An 18,170-nucleotide genomic window follows, 5' to 3' on the forward strand; every position below is an offset into this window, starting at 1 on the left:
GGCCTCGGCTGAGTTCAGCACCATGCTGGACCGGCTGGGAGCCGTGGCCGCGCGTACCGGGCTGAATGTCGCGCCGGGCCAGCAGGTGATCCTGACAGCGCCACTCAGCGCCGTGCCGCTGGTGCGCCGGATTACCGAACACGCCTACAAGGCCGGTGCTTCGCTGGTTACGACTTTCTACTCGGATGATGAGGCCACGCTGGCCCGCTACAAATATGCAGCGGAACCCACTTTTGATACGGCCGCAGGCTGGCTGGCGCAGGGTATGGCGGAGGGCTTTCGTGCCGGGGCTGCGCGTATGGCGGTTACAGGCTCTAACCCGACCCTGCTGGCAGGCCAGAACCCCGATCATGTCTCTCGCGCCAGCCGTGCGGCCTCCGCAGTTAATCGTCCGGCCATGGAAATCATCACCAATTTTGATGTGAACTGGTGCATTGTCGCGGCGGCGACTCCGGCTTGGGCCAGTCAGGTTTTTCCCGATATGGCGCCAGATCAGGCGCTGGAAGCCCTGTGGCAGGCTATTTTTTCTGTCTCGCGCCTGACCGGGGCTGACCCGGTAGCAGATTGGGCTGCCCATAACGCTATCCTGCATAAACGTGCATCCGCGCTGAATGATGCCCGTTATGCGGCGTTGCATTTTTCGGGGCCGGGCACGGATCTGACGGTAGGGCTGGCCGATGGTCACGACTGGGCCGCAGGTTCGGAACTGGCGGGCAATGGCGTGTTGTGTAACCCCAATATTCCTACCGAGGAAGTCTTTACCACGCCGCACCGTCTCAAGGTGGAAGGTACGGTGTGCAGCACCAAGCCGCTTTCCTATCAGGGGTCGCTCATAGACGGGATTCAGGTGCGGTTCGAGCAGGGGCGCATTGTGGACATGCACGCAGCACGCGGGCAGGAAACGCTCATGCGGGTACTGGACACGGATGAAGGGTCGCGCAGGCTGGGCGAGGTGGCCCTTGTGCCGCATTCCTCTCCTATTTCGCAAAGCGGTATCCTGTTCCAGAACACCCTGTTTGATGAAAACGCCGCGAGCCATATTGCGCTTGGGCAGGCCTATACAAAGTGCATGCGCGATACGCAGGGGCAGGATCAGGCAGCCCTTGCCGCGCGCGGTGCCAATAGCAGCCTTATTCATATCGATTGGATGATTGGCTCAGGTGCCATTGACGTGGATGCCCTGACGGCGGACGGTACGCGCGTGCCGCTCATGCGTAAGGGTGAGTGGGTTTCAGACGTTTGATGGAACAGATGAAAGAGGGGGTGGGGATGTCTTTTCTCCGTAAGGCAATGCAGCAGCGTCAGGATACTGGGCGTGGTTTTGGCCGGTTCTGCCGTGTGGCGCTGGGTGTAACCGTGCTGGCAGGGAGTGTGGTTGCAGGCGCGGCGCAGGCGCAGACCACCGCACCGGTAGGCGCTGGCGGGCAGGCTTCGGGCCTGACCCCCGAGCAGGTTGCCACCATGCAGCATGATATGGAAACGGCGCTGCATTATCATCTGGCACCCGATGTGCTGCCACGCCTGTCGGCCACCCTGCGGGGTATTCAGGCAGCGGGTATTCTGCCCCCGGCGCGCTATGGCATGTCGCTGGACCAGCAGGTGGGGCTGGTGGAGCAGGTTCCGGGGCTGGAGGCCATTCTCAAGGCGCACGGCTTTACGGCACATGACTTTGTCATGAGCCTGACCTGTGTGGGGCTGACCACCAATTTCATGAATGTTCCGCCCTCTCAGGCCAAAGGCAACATGCCCACGCCTGATGCGCAGAATGTCGATCTGCTCAAGAGCAACCCCAAAGCACTTCAGGAGTTGGTAGGGGTGCTGCGCGGCGCACGACAGAGTAGCAGCACGTCCGTGCATTAAAAAAACGACAAGCGGGGTGTTAGCCTGTTCTTAACATCTGTCTGGTCTGATCCAGACAGACCCCCGTGTTCGTTGGCACTCAGGTGGAGGATGCGACAGTGACCGGTTTTACCTCCGCCGATTCCACCGCTGCCGTTATGCGGGCCACCGCCTATTCCGGGCAGGTTGATGCAACCGACCGCGTAGGGGCTGTCACCCCAGTCAGCAGCGCCACACAGGCTAAAACAGGCAACGATACGGTTGTGCTCTCCAACCTGGCTCTTGAAGCGCTGGGTGATCTGGGGGCGACGGGCACGGTGTCTTCCAGCACGCTGGATAGCGTTCTGTTAGCCGCCACCCGCTTTACAGAGGGTGCGGTGCTGGTTGATGCGCTCAATAGTGCCCAACGCTCTGAAGCCACCGCCCTGTTGCAGGCCATGCCGCAGCCCACTGTCAGTATTGGAGATGCGGTGGCGCAGCTCGTTCAGGCTACCCGTCTGGCGGGGCTGGAGCAGATGCTTTCCTCCGGGCTAGGACTGGCGGCAGAAACACAGCTTTTTCCCGCTCTGGCTGAAACGGACAGCGTTGCTCTGCTGTTGCAGGCCATAGCGACTGACACTTCCGCTACCAGCACGCAGGGCACACAAGGCGGAGGGCAGACACTTCCAATCCAAACCGGGCAGGCCCAGACTGCCGCGGCTTCAACTGCATTACAGGCTTTGGCGGGTGCGCAGGCCAGCGCGGAGGCCGCAGCGGTGGTTGCACTTCTGCCCGCCTTGCTGGAAACGGTTGCCCTGAGCGAAGACAGCTTTCTGTCATCAGTTTTTTTTGCATCGGGGCTCCGGCCTTCGATTACCCTGCCGGGGCTTATGCTTTCAGGTACGGCACTGACATCGGTTGCCACAGCACTGGAAAATGCCCTGTCCGGCACGGAACTGACTGATACACAGAAGGCCGTTTTGCTGAACGCATTCAACATGATGCAGGCAGAGGCCGAAACCGGCGGCGTAATCGGCGGGCCGGGAGGCGGTGCGCAAACCGGTGGACTTTATGCTCCACCGGCTCTGTATCACCCGACTGGCACCAACTGGCCCCTGTACAATCAGGTATCGCAAGCCGGGCTCTCTTTGCCCGAAGGCCCGGCAGAACTTGCCGCCAGCATGACCATGGAGGCCGTGGCGTATGAAAATGCCCTGCATCCCGGCCTTGCGGGCGAGGTGCGGCGGCATGATGGCACGCTGTATGCACAGACCCAGCAGGGCTTGCCCCTGTCCAGCCTGGAAGAAATGGGTCGGAGTGCCTCTAGCGCTGCTTCCAACGAAATGAACAGTTCCGTGGCGCTGGCAGCACTTATGTCTGGTCTGGGTGGCAGTGGTGCAGAGATGGAGGCAGCGTCTTTCTCTAACGCCATGTTGAATAGTACCGCCCTTACATCAGTTATCAATGCAGGCTGGACGGTGCTGCTTTCAGGTTATCAGTTCCGCCTGTATCCGCCCTATGTCCGGCGCAGGCCAAGCTGGTGGCGCAGGCTGCGGGTTTGGCGGACTTCGCCAGCTGACCCCAACCCGCAGGATGATGCCTTTTATGGCGGTGGCACCCATTCGGGTGGATACACGGCCTAGAACATTCGTTTCGACCGCCTGGTTCGTCAGAAGTCGGGTCAGGGAAGCGCCTTTGGCGCGGTTTCAGACGGTTGTGGGCAGGTTGGCTCCGGGGGCAGCTCGAGGCTGCGCAGGGTGCCGTTCATGCGGAAATCACCAAAATCCAGATCCAGCCTGTCCACGACCCCATTGGCGTAGGAATGCATGCCAATGGAGTAGGTTGGCGTCATATCCTGCCGGGAGCGATCATAATACGCGACATGGATATGCCCCGCAGGCAGCATGCGCAGGGCAGGCGGGCTGTTGGGCGCGGGAGTAGCTGCCCAGCCTACCAGCGTTGCGTAGCTGTCCTGCGCACCATCGGGCAGGGTGCCGTCAAAGAGCGGGGTGGCCAACTCGCTCTGCTGTGCCATTGCTGCGCTGATCAGTGCACCGGTATGTGCCATGGGAAACATGGTGCCGGGTGGCAGGTTGAGTTTTTTGGACAGTGGGCGGTCATAGGTCACAGAACCGGAGCCATCGGTATTGATCTGGGCCTGCCCGCTAACGGTTTGCAGGATATGGCCATTCACCTGTTCCTGCGTATGGAATGTCAGATGCCGTCCGTCCAGACTTTCGCTGGTGGTGTAATCGGACAGCATGTGTTCGGGGCCATGTTCGCGCGTAATGCTCTGGATTTCCAGCTTCTGCACGGTTTCCCATGCGGCGCATGTGCGGTGGACGGAATAGCTCATGCTGCCAGAGGCATCGGTTGTGCCGCCCCCGGCGGTTTCCACCAGATCGAGGCTGTACCGCACATTCTGTGATGCGAGTGAGGCAGGCCGTGCGGCCGCGCACACGGCGGCGGGCAGAAAGAAACAGGATGCAAGCAGCAGGCAAAGGGCAGGCGTAGCGGAAGAGCGGGCCGTAAACAGGTAAAAAGTCATGAGGGCAAGGGAAAGCATCTGACGGTTTTATGCAACCGTAAGGTGTATAAAAAATCGCGTGAGACATATGGTGTCTGGCTGGAAATGCTGCGTCTAGAGCGGATATCGCTAATATGGTTGCGAGTTGTCGTGGCCATTACTGTTGGGTGTATGGCCCCCTGTTGAGCAGCGCAGAGGCGTTGCGGTCATGAAGGTGCTTGTATTCTCAAACGTTAATAGTGTGCTGAACAGACTGTCCTGAATGAAGTGCAGGATAAGTTTTTCTGTACAAGAGTATTTAATACCAAAACAATTGAGACTCTCTGGTTGCTAGGTTAGGGGAATTTATCAATTAATTACGGATAAAAAATGTATTTATACATATTTTTCTATTATCACGTTTTTCGGAGCATGATAAATGTTAAAAAAGTGATAGAGAGTGTAAAATGCTAGGTAATAGCAAGCGATATATTTCTATAGAAAAAACAAAAACATATATTTATTTTTTGTTTTTATATGTCGTTATTGCATCTCTTTCCATTACTTACACATCGTATCGGGTCGGACACGCTACGATATGGCCAGCGGATGCTCTCATGCTGGCTTCCATTTTTTCAAGAAAAATAGATAATATACAAAGCGCTACGCTGATCACCTTTCTGGCGAGCCTTATTGCCCAGACCATCTGCGGATACCATGGTTTTTATATGGTTCTGTATGCTTTGGTCAGTTCAATCCAGATTTTTCTCTCATGCCATGCTTATAGAATTTATATCAGAAAAGGCCTGATTTTTTCGGACTACAAGTCCATTTTGGTTTTTAATATCAGTTCAGGAGTCATTTTTCCGTTTATCTGCGCGATACTGGGCGGCACATTTAATGCCCTTGAGGCTGGTAGCCCTTTTCTAGGTGATTTTGTGGACTGGTTTTTCAGTCTGTCTCTGGGTAACGTAACATTTGCACGGCCCTTTACTTATATTCTCAGCGGTGCACTGCGCGACAATATCAGAAATGCGTTTTCGACAGAAAAAGGTATTTTTGTATCCTGTCTGTCCATTCTGATTGCGGTTGTCTCGTCATATCTCGTGTTCAACCAGAGTGCTTATCCTTTTCTGTTCATTCCCACGTCATTAGTTATTGCAAATTCACTGCTCTGTGGTGAGGTTCTGGGTTCCAGCACGGTCATGCTCGTGTCTATGCTGGCAATTCATTTCACGTTCAGGAATTCCGGCCCGATCGTGCTGATGCATATCGGTTACCTGGGGCAGGAAGCCATTTTGCAGATCTATCTGCTGTTTCTGGTTTTCACTGAGCGCGCGGTGTCCATCATTTTCATGCGCAATGAAAGCCTGATGCAGGGTGTGGCCGCCAGAGAGCAGATGCTCAATGTGATGATGTCAAACGCAACGGATAGTATTGTCAGTATTGGTTGCGATGGTCTGTGCCGCTGGGCAGGTGGGGCTTCGCTCGATCTTCTGGGATGTAGTGCTTCGGATGTCGTGGGGGAGAACATCATTCATGTTCTGGGTGCGGATGAAGTGAATGAAGGGGTTCTACGGTCATTTTTTGAAGATGACAGTAAGACTATCTATACGTTCTCCTACCGTTCCGCTTACAGGAAGATGCTGGTTCTGAATGTCAGTTTTAGAAAATTCTGGACAGGTGGTGTCGTGTCAGGGGCAATCGTGACCGTGCATGATATTACCAAGGAATCAGAAAAACTGGCCGATGCGATACAGCGTTCTGAAAAAGATCAACTGACAAGGCTGCTGAACCGCGCGGGTTTCAATGAAAAAATGAAAACCCTGATCGGTTCGAATATCAAAACTTTCTGTCTGTCTTATATCGATATTGATCACTTCAAGACCATCAATGACACCTATGGTCATGAAGTCGGTGATCTTGTTCTAACCAAAATATCCAAACTCATGCTCACGGAAATGCGCGAGGTCGATATCGTTTCCCGTTTTGGGGGAGATGAGTTTGTTATTGCCGTGCTGAGCGATGAGGAAAAGGCGGGCGAGGTTTTTGAACGTCTTGCTCAGCGTGTAAGTGACGAGACTTTTGAAATCAGCCCGGCTCAGAACATCAAAATTACAATAAGCTGCGGGTTTGCCAGATACGCGCGGGGCAAAATGCTCGATCTTCTGATACAGGAGGCCGATACCGCCCTGTATGATGCCAAACGCACCGGGCGTAACCGGGTCTGTGCCTTCAATAATCAGAAAATGGTGCTGCAACCGCTGGAGGCATGATCCGGCCCGAGAGGGCGGAGGTGTCTATGCGGTCAATGGCGCGCGGGCCAGCGTCCCGCCCTGTTTTTACAGGGCGGGGTATTGTTGTCTTCAGTCTTTGACAGTGACTGGCTTGGGCTTGGGAAGTGCGAGCGCAAGTGACAGTTCCTTGATACGCTCGGCAGGCACCGGGGCAGGGGCGCCCATCATCAGATCTTCGCCCTGCTGGTTGAGCGGGAACAGGATGACTTCGCGGATATTGGGTTCATCTGCCAGCAGCATGACAATGCGGTCCACACCGGGGGCGGAACCACCATGGGGCGGCGCACCGTAGCGGAAGGCGTTCAGCATGCCGCCAAAGCGGGCTTCCACTTCGCTTTCGGGGTACCCTGCAATTTCAAAAGCCCGCACCATGACTTCGGGTAGATGGTTACGGATCGCGCCGGAAGACAGCTCAATGCCGTTGCATACGATATCATACTGGTACGCCAGAATATCGAGCGGGTCTTTGCTGTTCAGCGCATCCAGCCCACCCTGAGGCATGGAGAAGGGGTTGTGCGAGAAATCGACCTGCTTGGTTTCCTCGTTGAGTTCGTACATCGGGAAATCGGTAATCCAGCAGAACCGGAAGGCATTTTTCTCGATCAGGTCGAGTTCTTCCGCAAGGCGGGTGCGCACAAGGCCGGAGAACTTGGCCACGTCATGCCCTTTGCCTGCGGCAAAGAAAACGGCATCGCCCGGGTTTAGGCCCAGTGCGGTGCGGATGCTTTCCACGCGGCTGGCCTCAAGGTTTTTGGCAATGGGGCCCTGACCACCGTCTTCATTGAAGGTGATGTAGCCAAGCCCGCCCGCGCCGTTTTCACGCGCCCAGGCATTGAGCTTGTCAAAGAAGGAGCGCGGACGGTCGCCTGCACCCGGTGCCGGGATAGCGCGGATTTCGCCACCATCTGCGGCAATTTTTGCAAACAGCCCAAAGCCCGAACAGTCAAAGGCTTCCGTGACGTCGGTAATCAGCAGCGGGTTGCGCAGGTCAGGCTTGTCCGAGCCATACACTTTCATGGCGCGGGCATAGGGAATGCGTTCGAAGGGGGCGGTGCTAACGGTGCGGCCATTGCCGAACTCCGTGAACAGACCGCTCATGACCTCTTCCATCACGGCGAAAATTTCGTCCTGTGTGGCGAAGGCCATTTCAAAATCGAGCTGGTAGAACTCACCGGGGGAGCGATCCGCGCGGGAGGCTTCGTCACGGAAGCACGGCGCGATCTGGAAGTAACGGTCGAAACCGGCCACCATGGCAAGCTGCTTGAACTGCTGCGGGGCCTGCGGCAGGGCATAGAACTTACCGGGGTGGTTGCGCGAAGGCACCAGAAAGTCGCGAGCCCCTTCGGGGGATGAGGCGGTCAGGATCGGGGTCTGCAGTTCCACGAAGCCCAGCTTGGTCATGCGGTGGCGCATGCTGGCGATCACGGAGGCGCGCAGGCGGATGTTGCGGTGCACTTTGTCGCGGCGCAGGTCGATATAGCGGTAGCGCAGGCGCAGTTCGTCGGAATAGTGTTCCTGTCCGGCCACCTGCAGCGGCAGCACGCTGGCAGCGGACTGGAGCACGAATTCACGCGCCCGCACCTCGATATCTCCCGTGGCCAGATCCGGGTTGCGGGTGCTCTCTTCGCGCAGAACCACTTCGCCAGTGACGGTTATCACGCTTTCAACGCGCACATGTTCGACCGTTTCCATCACGGGAGAACCCGCGGGGATAACAATCTGGGTAATGCCGGTCTCGTCGCGCAGGTCAATGAACAGCAGCCCGCCGTGGTCCCGCTTGCTGTGTACCCAGCCGGACAGGCGGGTTGTGGCGCCCGCATCGTGCGCGCGAAGGGCCGAGCAGCTATGGGAACGGTAGGGGTGCATGGCTGTGTCCTGAACTCTGGCCCGTTGTGCGGGCATGGCTGTGACCGGAAAAAGAGAATGCTCTAGAAGGCGGAGGAAGCAGGGGCGGGGCCGATATGTCAAGGCTGCATTCGGCTGTAATGGCGCGCCAAGCTTGCTTTGAGGGGGCTTTTCCTGTAAGGCGCAGCCACCACACGGGCACCCCTGGAGGCACGTGTGATGACAAGTTCTTTAGGAGAGACCAACGTGTCCAAGATTACATCGATTGAAGCTTCGGCGCGCGCGAGGGCTGGTAAGGGGGCAGCGCGGGCGACGAGGCGTGAAGGTCTGGTGCCGGCTGTTGTTTATGGTGGCAACCAGGAACCCGCTCTGATCGCGCTTGATCCGCGCGTTATCGTCAAGGGCCTGCAGACGTCCGGCTGGCGTTCACGCGTGTATGAAATCACGGTGGACGGCAAGGTTGAACGCGCCCTGATCCGTGACGTGCAGCTGCACCCGGTGAAGGATTCGCCGGTTCATGTCGACTTCCTGCGTCTGGCCGCTGGCTCGCGCGTGCATGTTGAAGTGTCCGTGCATTTCGTGGGTGAAGACAAGTCCCCCGGCATCAAGCGCGGTGGCATGCTGAACGTTGTGCGCCACACGGTTGACGTGGAAGTGGAAGCGGATCGTATTCCCGAGTTCTTCACGGTTGATCTGTCCGCGCTCGACATCAACGACAACGTGCGTTGGGAAGACGTGAAGGGCACCGAGGGCGCGAACCCGGTCTCTCACGAGCCTAACTTCGTGATCGCCAGCATTGCCGCGCCGAGCGTGGACACCACGGCGACCGAGGAAGCCAAGGCCTGATTGGTCCGGCTTTTTTAAGGTCACTGGCTGAATAGCACGAATGTGGGGGCATGCGCGGTGCGTATGCCCCCCGTTGTGTTAAGGATATGAGGTAAAAGCAGGCTATGCTGCTCTGGGTCGGACTTGGCAATCCCGAGTCCTCCATGCGTCGGCACCGGCATAATGTCGGTTTCATGGCGGTGGAAGCCATCGCGGCGCGTTACGGGTTTTCACCCTGGCGCAACCGCTTCAGGGGCGAGGTGGCCGAGGGCCGCGTGGGCGGGCACAAGGTGCTGGCGCTGCTGCCCATGACTTATATGAACCGTTCGGGTGAGAGCGTGCAGGACGCGGCTGCGTTCTATAAAATCCCGCCTGAGCGGATCACCGTTTTCCATGACGAACTCGACCTTGCGCCGGGCCGGCTGCGTATCAAGCAGGGTGGCGGGGCCGCTGGGCATAATGGCCTGCGCTCGACGGATCGCATGCTGGGCACGCCCGAATACTGGCGTGTGCGGATCGGCATTGGCCATCCGGGCGAAAAAGCGCGGGTGCATGGCTGGGTGCTGGGAAATTTTACGGACTCTGACCGCCAGGAATGGCTGGACCGGACGCTGGAGCGCATGGCGGATGCCGCGCCCCTGCTGGCCGATGGCCGGGCGGATCAGTTTATGACGCGTGTTGCATTACCGGATGGGAGCAAGGGCTGATGGGTTTCAACTGCGGGATCGTGGGGCTGCCCAATGTGGGCAAGTCCACTCTGTTCAACGCGCTGACGGCTACGGCCACGGCGCAGGCGGCCAATTATCCGTTCTGCACCATAGAGCCCAATGTGGGCCGTGTTGCCGTGCCTGACCCCCGGCTGGATGCGCTGGTGCGTATCGGCAAATCGCAGCGCGAGATACCGACCAGCCTCGAGTTCGTCGATATTGCCGGGCTGGTGCGTGGTGCCTCCCGTGGTGAAGGGCTGGGTAATCAGTTTCTGGCCAATATCCGCGAGGTGGATGCGGTCATTCATGTCCTGCGCTGCTTTGAGGATGACGACATCACCCATGTCGAAGGTGGTGTGGATCCGGTGCGTGACGCTGAAATCATTGAAACCGAGCTGATGCTTGCGGATCTGGATTCGCTGGAAAAGCGTCTGCCCAACCTGCAGAAACGCGCCCGGAACCGTGACGCCGAAGCTATGGCCCAGATCGAAGTCATGGAACCGATCATGGAGGCCCTGCGCGAAGGGCGGCCCGTGCGCGCCGTTATTCCGGCGGGGCAGGAGGAAACGGTGCGCCGCCTCCAGCTTCTGACCAGCAAGCCGGTTCTGTATGTCTGCAATGTTGAGGAAGATTCAGCGGCTGAAGGCAATGCCTTTTCGCGCAAGGTGCAGGCTATGGCCGAGGCGCAGGGTGCTGCGGTCGTGATCGTATCTGCTGCGATTGAGGCGGAAGTCAGCCAGCTTGAAGATGCAGAACGCCGTGAATTCCTTGAAGGGCTGGGCCTCAAGGATAGCGGGCTGGACCGCGTGATTGCGGCCGGTTACGGCCTGCTGGGGCTGCGGACCTATTTTACGGTCGGCCCGAAGGAAGCCCGTGCTTGGACCATTACGGCAGGCACGAAGGCACCGCAGGCCGCGGCTGTCATTCACAATGACTTTGAACGCGGCTTCATTGCCTGTGAAACCGTCGCATACGAAGATTATGTTCGCTATGATGGCGAGGCCGGGGCGAAAGAAGCCGGGCGTCTGCGTATTGAAGGGCGTGAATACGTCGTGCAGGATGGTGACGTGCTACTGTTCCGCTTTAACGTCTGAAGCGCGCAGCCTTATTAATTTTACTGGAACAGGGCCGCAGGGTGCGGCCCGCCAAACCGGAATGGAGATAGGAACACCGTCATGATCACGGAGGGAGACAGTCTGCAGCATGTGGCGCAAGGGGCCGTACCTGTTCAGCAGGGTAACGGTTTGCCAGATGCGGGACCGATGATCGCACTTGCCCGACGCGCCCGGCATGCGTCGCGGGTGCTGGCCCAGAGTTCTTCTTCTGATCGAGACAAGGCGCTCTGGGCTGCTGCCGCAGCCCTGCGCGAGATGGCCCCAGCCATTCTGGAGGCCAATGCCCGTGATCTTGACGCTTCTACCGCCACCGCTGCTTTCCGTGACCGCCTGACCCTTACCCCCGAGCGGGTGGAGGCCATGGCGCAGGGGCTGGAAGCCATAGCGGACCTGCCTGACCCCGTGGGGCAGGTTCTGGAAGAATGGACACGCCCGAACGGGCTGCGCATTCGCCGTGTGGCAACCCCGGTTGGGGTGATTGGCGTTATTTACGAAAGCCGCCCCAACGTGGGGGCTGATGCCGCAGGTCTGTGCATTAAATCTGGCAATGCGGTGCTGCTGCGTGGTGGTTCTGAAAGCCTGCAGAGCGCGCGGGCCATTCATGCCGCTGTTCAGGCTGGCCTGCGTGCTGCCGGTCTGCCGGAAGACGCGGTGCAGATTGCTCCCGATGCAGACAGGGGGCATGTGGCCGATATGCTGGGGGCCGCTGGTCTGGTGGACCTGATCATTCCGCGCGGCGGGCGTTCGCTGGTCGAGCGGGTGCAGGCCGAGGCCCGCGTGCCGGTGCTGGCCCATGCGGAAGGGCTGTGCCACACCTATGTGCACGCGGCGGCAGACCCGGCCATGGCGCGCCGGATTGTGCTGAATGCCAAGATGCGGCGCGTGGGCATTTGTGGTGCCACGGAAACCCTGCTGATTGACGCGGCGATAGCTCCCTCTCTGCTGCCGCAGATTGTGGCGGATCTGGCTGATAAGGGCTGCACGTTCCATGCAGATGAGCGCGCACGCGCCATTGTGCCGGAACTGCCCGCCGCGACAGAAGAGGATTTCGCGACGGAATGGCTCGATGCGGTGCTGAATGTGGCGGTGGTTGATGGCGTGGAAAACGCGCTTGATCATATCGTGCAGTTTGGCTCATCCCATACCGAAGCCATTGTGACATCGGATGAAAGTGTTGCCATTCGCTTCATGAACGGCGTTTCCAGTGCTGTGGTGATGTGGAACGCTTCCACCCAGTTCTGCGATGGCGGGGAGTTCGGGTTCGGGGCCGAGATCGGTATTGCCACAGGGCGTTTCCATGCCCGTGGGCCGGTGGGTGTCGAGCAGTTGACGACCTTCCGTTACGAAGTGATCGGGAACGGTCAGGTCCGGGCCTGAAAGCCCCGGCCTGGCGGATAACACAAGCGGGCAGGCCGTGCGGCAGGGAGTAGACATGCCTTCTGATCTGCTTCCGCCTGCGTTGTCCGCTTCTGTAGGGCGTTCCATTCCTACATGGGGTGATGGGCGTCGGGCGCGGATCGGCCTGCTGGGGGGGTCTTTTAACCCCGGACATCTGTGGCACCGCACGATTGCGCGGCGCGCGTTAAAGGTGCTGGGGCTCGATCAGGTGTGGCTGATGGTCTCGCCGGGCAATCCGCTCAAGGCAGGGCAGGCTATGGCCGCGTTCGATGCCCGCATGGCCACTGCCCGCGCGCTGGGTGATGGCCGGAAAATTGTGGCAACGGATATCGAGGCACGACTCGGCAGCCGTTATACGGTGGATACAGTTGGGCTCTTGCGGCGGCGTTTTCCGCATGTGCGGTTTGTCTGGCTGATGGGGGCCGATGGCCTTGCCTCACTGCCACGCTGGAAAAGCTGGCGCGTTCTGGTGCATGATCTGCCCATAGCGGTGTTCCCACGGCCGGGGCAGAACGCACCAGCACTAAACGGGGCTGCCGGTCGGGCCATGGCGCGCTGGCGGGTGCCCGCGCGCAGGGCCAGCGCACTCGCGTTACTTTCTCCCCCGGCATGGGCTTTCCTTGCAGGGGCACAAAACAGTATATCAGCAACGGCCATCCGAAAGCGCGGCGGTTTTCCCGCAAGCGCACGCTCCACGGCGGGGCAGGATGGGCAGAAGACAGGAGAACAGTCATAGCCATAAAGCCCCCCGCCGATACCCCGGCGCGCCCCCGTTCGTCTACCGCTTCCAGTCGGGCGGAAAAGGCGGCCTCGTCCCGTGCCGCTGTGTCCGGCGCGACTGCAGCACCGGGCTCGGTGCGCAAGAAAGCGGCCGCCGCAGGCCCCAAAACCCGTGCCAAGCGCGCGGTGGTGGCTCCCGACCTGCTTGAGCAGTCGCTTGCGATCATTACGGCCAGTCTGGATGACGATAAGGCAGAGAATATCGTCGTAATCGATCTGGCCGGGCGTGCGTCCTTTGCGGACAGGATGGTGATTGCCACCGGTCTGGCAGACCGGCAGATTGCCGCCATGGCCCAGCATATCGAACGCAAGCTGCGTGATATCGGTATCAAGCGCGTGCTGGTGGAAGGGGCGAATGGCTCCGACTGGGTGCTGCTCGATACGGGCGATATTGTCGTGCATCTGTTCAAGCCCGAATCCCGTGAGCTGTACGGGCTGGAAAAAATGTGGGGCGCGGAGCTGGATGACAGCAACGAAGAGAGCGTAACCCGGCTTTGAAAAAAGCCGGTTCCGTTAAAGGTCAGGGCTGATGCGGCTTGTGGCGGTAGGCCGCATGAAGGACAAGGCCGAACTGGCGCTTGTTGATCGGTACCGCAAACGCCTGCGACCAGCGCTTGATATTGTGGAACTGCCTGATGGTCGGGGTAGTGCCGAGGAAATCAAGCGGCGTGAGGCACAGGCCATTCTGGCGGCCTGCCCGGCGAACAGTTTTGTGCTGGCGCTGGATGAAGGTGGACAGTCATGGGGTAGCCCCGCGCTGGCCAGCGCCATGCAGGGCTGGATGACCGATGGCCGGCAGCCCTGTTTTGTTATTGGCGGTGCGGAAGGGCTGGATGCCTCCGTGCTGCGCCGGGCCGATGCCACGCTTTCGCTCGGGGCTCTTACCTGGCCGCATATGCTTGTGCGCATCATGCTGGTGGAACAGATTTACCGGGCACAGGCCATTCTGGCTGGCCACCCTTACCATCGTTCCGGCAGGCCCTGATTTACTCCGTTTCAAAAAACGATTCGGCAACCAGTTGTTTTTCCCATGCTTTGCAGGCGCTGCGCAGAACGTGTACCAGCCGGGTCACCAGTGGCATGTTCTGTCCCGCCCGTATGGCCACGGCCAGCGTGGCACGTGGGGCGGGTGCGCTGATGGCATGAAAGGTTACGCCGCCAGCATGGATCTGGCTGAGTGAACGCGGCACGACACTGACACCAAGCCCTGCGGCCACCAAGGGCACGGTGCCAGCAATCTGCGGCGCCTGTTGGCCGATCACAGGTGTTACTCCCGCCGACTGATAGGCGGAGAGAATGGCGTCATGAAAACCCGGCCCCAGTTCTCGCGCGAAAATGATCAGAGGCTCGTCGGCCACCATATCAAGGCTGATGACCGGGCAGGTTGTCAGCCTGTGCCCGCGCGGCAGGGCAATGACGGTGGGTTCGTCCAGCAGGTGAAAAACCGAAAGCCGTGCCGGGTCAGGGGCAGGGGGACGGATAATGGCCAGATCGACCGTGTGGTCATGGAGTGCTGCGCACAGGGCGGGCGTATTACTCTCTTCCAGCGAGAGCGTGACATTGGGCACCATTTCCCGAAAACGGCGGATAGTCAGCGGAATAACCGGCAAAAGCGGCACGGCTCCGGCAAGCCCCATGCGGATATGCCCGGCCTCGCCTCGGGCGAGTTCCTGCGCGGTTGAGAGAAACTGCCCTTGCAGGTCTAGGATCGTGCGGGCGCGGGGCAGGAGGGCTTGCCCGATATCCGTCAGCCGCACACCGCGTGTCTGGCGTTCAAACAGCACGACACCCAGATTGCGCTCCAACTGGCGTATCTGCTGGCTGAGCGGGGGCTGTTCCATGCCGAGTGCTTCGGCAGCACGGGTGATGCTTCCATGCTCGGCCACGGTTACAAAATAGCGCAGGTGCCTGATATCCATCACCCATACGTATAGCATATGGCAGTTGTCTTGAAGATATAGTGGCAGGCGTGGCGTTCTTGTTATATCAAAAGCGCGCCATGGACGGGTCGCTGGCTGGCATGCTGATCCGGCTGTGATATTTCGTTTGTCATGGCAAATTGAAGACTGTAACCGAACCGGGGGCAGGTGCGGGAAAAGCGTCATGTCTTTTCCCTTTTTTGTGCCCTGTGGCGGTTCAGAACGGAAGAGATGACGCAATGCAGATGCCCGAGCCCAGTCAGGACATTATGAACCAGCGCGAAGCTCTGGCGGTGGCGCTGCGCCAGATTGTCGGGCAGGAATGGGTCATTTCCGATGAGGCGGAAAGGCGGCCCTATCAGTGCGATGGTATTACGGCTTACATGGCCATGCCGTTGCTGGTTGTCCTGCCCGGTTCGGCGGCGGAGGTGCAGCAGATCCTGCGCTTCTGTCATGCAAAAGGTATCAAGGTGGTGCCGCGCGGTTCTGGCACGTCGCTGTCCGGCGGGGCGTTGCCGCTGGAAGATGGCATTCTGCTGGTAACATCACGCCTGTGCAACGTGCTGGAAGTAGATGCCGCCAACCGCGTTGCGCGTTTGCAGCCTGGCGTGCCCAATATCAAAATCAGCGAGGCGGTGCAGCATCTTGGCCTGTGTTACATGCCTGATCCGTCCAGCCAGCTTATTTCCACCATCGGTGGCAATGTCGCGGAAAATGCCGGTGGTGTGCACTGCCTGAAATACGGTGTGACAGCCAACCATATTCTCGGTCTTGAAGCCGTGCTGATGACGGGCGAGGTCATTCGCCTGGGTGGTGCCTATCTGGGTGCTGCGGAAGGTGAAATGGATCTGATGGGCGTGCTCACAGGCTCCGAAGGGCTGCTGGCCATGGTGACGGAAATTGCCGTGCGGCTGGAGCCGGTGCCTGAAGTCGCGCGCGTGATTTCCATGAGCTTTGCATCGGTAGAGGAAGCCTGTGCCTGCGTAGGGGCCATTGTCGGGGCGGGGATTATTCCAGCGGGGCTCGAATTCATGGACCGCAAGGTGCTTGATGCCGTGTCTGTGCTGATCCGTGAGACCTTTGACAGCAATACGGCGGCCCTGCTGCTGTGCGAACTTGACGGCACCGCCGTAGAGGTGGACGCGCTGGTGGATGTGGTGAGTGACGTGGCGCGCACTCAGGGGGCGATTGAAACCAAGGTCAGCACCACGGAAGAGGAACGGCAGAGAATATGGAGCAGCCGCAAGCTGGCTTTCTCGGCCATTGGCAAGCTGTGCCCGGACTATTACTGCACGGACGGCACCATTCCGCGTAACAAGCTCCCTGAAGTGCTGAACAAAATGGCCGATATGTCGGTCAAATACGGGCTCGATTACGCCAATTGTTTCCATGCGGGTGATGGCAACCTGCATCCGATTATCATGTATGACGCCGCCAAACCCGGTGACCTTGAAAAAGCCGAGGCTTTCGGCGCTGATGTGCTGATCGCCTGTGTGGATGCGGGCGGTGTGCTGAGCGGCGAGCATGGGGTGGGGGTCGAAAAACGTGACCTCATGACACACCAGTTTACTGACATCGATCTGAACCAGCAGCAGATGGTCAAATGCGCTTTTGATCCTGCCGAACTGCTGAACCCCGGCAAGGTGTTTCCCACCGCATGCCGGTGTGCCGAGTTCGGGCGCATGCATGTGCGCAATGGCGTTGTCCGTTTTCCTGATATCCCGCGTTTCTGAGCGAGGCGGAGTTTTCTGACATGACACAGACAGAGACAGCATGTTTGCGGCCTTCCACCACGCAGGATGTGGCGGATATCATTATGGATGCCGCAGCGGCCGGGCACACGCTGGCGGTCACAGGCAATGGCACCCGGCGGGGGTTTGGCAACCCTGTTGCCGCCAGCCGGGAACTGACACTTGGCGGGCTTGATCAGGTCGCATTTTATGACCCCGAGGATCTGGTGATCCGCGCCGGGGTTGGCCTGACGCTGGATGAGCTGGAAAGCATGCTGGCACAAAAGGGCCAGTATCTGCCGTTTGAACCGCCCCGCTATACTGGCCTGTATGGAACGGACGGACAGCGCAGCACGCTGGGTGGTGCGGTTGCCACGGCCCTTTCCGGGCCGCGGCGTATTCTGAGCGGTGCCGTGCGGGATTTTGTGCTCGGGGTTGAGGGCGTTAACGGTCAGGGTGACGTGTTCAAGGCTGGTGGCCGCACCATGAAAAACGTGACCGGTTACGACCTGAGCAAGCTGGTGACAGGTGCCTGCGGCACGCTGGCGGCGCTGACGACGGTAACCATCAAGGTACTGCCAGCCCCCCGTGCGGAGTTGACGCTTGTTCTGCCTGCCAGCACGCTTGAAGAGGATCGCGCCCTGTTTGAAAAAATCCGCGCCCTGCCTCTGGGTGTCGGTGGGCTTGCCCGCCGGGTGGCTGTGGATGGAAAGTGCGAGGTCGTGATCCGGGTGGAAGGGACGGTGCCGGGCGTTGCCGGTAACCGGCAGGTGCTGGAAGCCCTGCTGCCCACGCCACCCCACGTGGTCGAGCAGGAAGAAAGTCAGGCCCTGTGGCGTGACATTCGCGAGTTGTCCTGCCTAGCACCAAAGGCGGATGAGCTGGTCTGGCGGGTAAACCTGCCGGCTACCGCCATGCCCGCCTTTGTGGATGAAGCCCGCAAGGCTGGCTGCATCAACCGCTTTTTTGTGGACTGGGCAGGGGGCGTTGTATTTTCCACCATGCGCGGAGTACAGCCGGAGGTGGACGCCCTGCGTTATCGCAAAATGGCGGAAAAAATTGGTGCGCGGGCAATGATCCTGCGTGCACCGGATGCCATACGCAGCCAGCTCGGCGCTTTTCCGCCAGTGGCGGCAGGCGTTGCAGCGCTTGAACAGCGCACGCGTGCTGCCTTTGACCCTGCCGGTATTTTCAATCCCGGTCGCATGACAGTGCAGGCATAGGAGACGC

General features: G+C 59.2%; 16 protein-coding genes. 13 read left to right on the plus strand and 3 right to left on the minus strand.

Features of this window, described 5'->3' with window-relative positions:
• Positions 1-22 precede the first annotated feature (22 nt).
• From ABF757_RS03345 to ABF757_RS03355, 3 genes are all read left to right on the plus strand, one after another.
• A complete protein-coding gene (locus tag ABF757_RS03345) occupies positions 23-1,243 on the plus strand; it encodes an aminopeptidase (RefSeq protein ID WP_415480978.1) in 1,221 nt (406 codons plus the stop codon).
• Positions 1,244-1,269: 26 nt separating this feature from the next.
• Positions 1,270-1,860 carry a hypothetical protein gene (locus ABF757_RS03350; protein WP_415480904.1) on the plus strand — a complete coding sequence of 197 codons (591 nt, stop codon included), beginning with the start codon at positions 1,270-1,272 and terminating at the stop codon, positions 1,858-1,860.
• 65 nt (positions 1,861-1,925) lie between these two features.
• Positions 1,926-3,461, plus strand: a complete 1,536-nt coding sequence (locus ABF757_RS03355) for a hypothetical protein (protein ID WP_415480905.1) — start codon at positions 1,926-1,928, stop codon at positions 3,459-3,461.
• A 38-nt stretch (positions 3,462-3,499) separates the two neighbouring features.
• On the opposite strand, the gene ABF757_RS03360 is transcribed toward ABF757_RS03355, so the two are convergent.
• Positions 3,500-4,384 (minus strand): EipB family protein, encoded by an 885-nt coding sequence (locus ABF757_RS03360; RefSeq protein WP_415480907.1) that lies wholly within the window; start codon positions 4,382-4,384, stop codon positions 3,500-3,502.
• Between the two features lie 407 nt (positions 4,385-4,791).
• On the opposite strand from ABF757_RS03360, the gene ABF757_RS03365 reads away from it, so the two are divergent.
• The gene (locus ABF757_RS03365) at positions 4,792-6,600 is read left to right on the plus strand and encodes a diguanylate cyclase (protein WP_415480909.1); all 1,809 of its coding nucleotides are present in this window, start codon (positions 4,792-4,794) and stop codon (positions 6,598-6,600) included.
• A 90-nt stretch (positions 6,601-6,690) separates the two neighbouring features.
• Here the strand turns inward: ABF757_RS03365 and aspS are convergent, their stop codons facing one another.
• Entirely contained in the window at positions 6,691-8,487 is a 1,797-nt protein-coding gene (gene aspS, locus ABF757_RS03370; RefSeq protein WP_415480910.1) for an aspartate--tRNA ligase, read from the minus strand.
• A 198-nt stretch (positions 8,488-8,685) separates the two neighbouring features.
• On the opposite strand from aspS, the gene ABF757_RS03375 reads away from it, so the two are divergent.
• From ABF757_RS03375 to ABF757_RS03405, 7 genes are all read left to right on the plus strand, one after another.
• Complete coding sequence (locus tag ABF757_RS03375) at positions 8,686-9,312, plus strand: 50S ribosomal protein L25/general stress protein Ctc (RefSeq protein ID WP_415480911.1); 627 nt, start codon at positions 8,686-8,688, stop codon at positions 9,310-9,312.
• A gap of 104 nt (positions 9,313-9,416) precedes the next feature.
• Positions 9,417-9,998: an aminoacyl-tRNA hydrolase gene (gene pth / locus ABF757_RS03380; RefSeq protein ID WP_025861032.1), complete on the plus strand. Its 582-nt coding sequence runs from the start codon at positions 9,417-9,419 to the stop codon at positions 9,996-9,998.
• The gene (gene ychF, locus ABF757_RS03385; RefSeq protein ID WP_415480913.1) at positions 9,998-11,092 is read left to right on the plus strand and encodes a redox-regulated ATPase YchF; all 1,095 of its coding nucleotides are present in this window, start codon (positions 9,998-10,000) and stop codon (positions 11,090-11,092) included. Before pth ends, ychF begins: the two co-directional genes overlap by 1 nt.
• A gap of 81 nt (positions 11,093-11,173) precedes the next feature.
• A complete protein-coding gene (locus tag ABF757_RS03390) occupies positions 11,174-12,490 on the plus strand; it encodes a glutamate-5-semialdehyde dehydrogenase (protein ID WP_415480915.1) in 1,317 nt (438 codons plus the stop codon).
• 55 nt (positions 12,491-12,545) lie between these two features.
• Complete coding sequence (locus tag ABF757_RS03395; RefSeq protein WP_415480916.1) at positions 12,546-13,247, plus strand: nicotinate-nucleotide adenylyltransferase; 702 nt, start codon at positions 12,546-12,548, stop codon at positions 13,245-13,247.
• Positions 13,248-13,336: 89 nt separating this feature from the next.
• On the plus strand, positions 13,337-13,789 hold the full coding sequence (rsfS, locus tag ABF757_RS03400) for a ribosome silencing factor (protein WP_025861067.1): 453 nt from the start codon (positions 13,337-13,339) through the stop codon (positions 13,787-13,789).
• 31 nt (positions 13,790-13,820) lie between these two features.
• Positions 13,821-14,276, plus strand: coding sequence for a 23S rRNA (pseudouridine(1915)-N(3))-methyltransferase RlmH (locus ABF757_RS03405; RefSeq protein ID WP_025861066.1), 456 nt, complete (start codon positions 13,821-13,823; stop codon positions 14,274-14,276).
• Position 14,277: 1 nt separating this feature from the next.
• Here the strand turns inward: ABF757_RS03405 and ABF757_RS03410 are convergent, their stop codons facing one another.
• Positions 14,278-15,210, minus strand: coding sequence for a LysR family transcriptional regulator (locus ABF757_RS03410; RefSeq protein WP_415480979.1), 933 nt, complete (start codon positions 15,208-15,210; stop codon positions 14,278-14,280).
• Positions 15,211-15,449: 239 nt separating this feature from the next.
• Between ABF757_RS03410 and ABF757_RS03415 the strand changes: the two genes are divergently transcribed.
• Together ABF757_RS03415 and ABF757_RS03420 are read left to right on the plus strand one after the other, a co-directional pair.
• The gene (locus tag ABF757_RS03415) at positions 15,450-16,943 is read left to right on the plus strand and encodes an FAD-linked oxidase C-terminal domain-containing protein (RefSeq protein WP_415480918.1); all 1,494 of its coding nucleotides are present in this window, start codon (positions 15,450-15,452) and stop codon (positions 16,941-16,943) included.
• Positions 16,944-16,963: 20 nt separating this feature from the next.
• On the plus strand, positions 16,964-18,163 hold the full coding sequence (locus tag ABF757_RS03420; RefSeq protein ID WP_415480919.1) for an FAD-binding protein: 1,200 nt from the start codon (positions 16,964-16,966) through the stop codon (positions 18,161-18,163).
• The last annotated feature ends 7 nt before the right edge of the window (positions 18,164-18,170 follow it).

This window comes from Acetobacter papayae (assembly GCF_047721125.1).
Classification (GTDB): Bacteria; Pseudomonadota; Alphaproteobacteria; order Acetobacterales; family Acetobacteraceae; genus Acetobacter; species Acetobacter papayae.